Source organism: Oleiphilus sp. HI0128, assembly GCF_001635365.1.
The window spans coordinates 1-444 of sequence record NZ_LWGG01000192.1 but is presented as its reverse complement, the minus strand read 5'-3'; the positions used below and the strand labels follow the sequence as shown (position 1 = coordinate 444).

Here is a 444-nt window from a genome sequence, read left to right as displayed (position 1 = left end):
CACCGGCATAGTCGAATTAACTTTGTTACCCTAGAGCAAAGGCACTTAGGTCTGGATGAAGAAATATTATCGAAGAGGGATGAGCTTTATCGCAAGATGAAAAGAAAGAACCAAATAAGGTGGTCAAAAGCTACGCGGAACTGGGAGAAAGTGGGTGACGTTAAGTTGAACCCGGAGAAGGAAAAACAAGCAGCTTAAATGCTCAGGCGACAACTACCTTGAAAAACGCCGATGGGCAGCCTTCTGGATATTCACCCAAGTTTGCAAGAGCTTCACAAATATGCTGATGGTTTAATTCTGCTTTCTGGTTTTGAGCAGAACTACTGGCACTAGTACAATCATGTGAATCCCACAATCCGTCTTTATTAATATCCTCATCAGCATCATTTACTCGATCACTGTTTAAATCCCAACAATTTATACCTGCATTTCCTCCCTTTCCCT

At 42.1% G+C, this 444-nt stretch carries 1 protein-coding gene and 1 pseudogene; one reads left to right on the top strand and one right to left on the bottom strand.

Annotated elements, in window-relative coordinates:
* Positions 1–198: pseudogene (locus A3763_RS27975) on the top strand (IS3 family transposase); the annotation flags it as partial.
* A gap of 4 nt (positions 199–202) precedes the next feature.
* On the opposite strand, the gene A3763_RS27970 reads toward A3763_RS27975, so the two are convergent.
* Positions 203–444, bottom strand: a 242-nt coding sequence (locus A3763_RS27970) for a hypothetical protein (RefSeq protein WP_197482703.1), incomplete at its 5' end; no start/stop codon positions are given.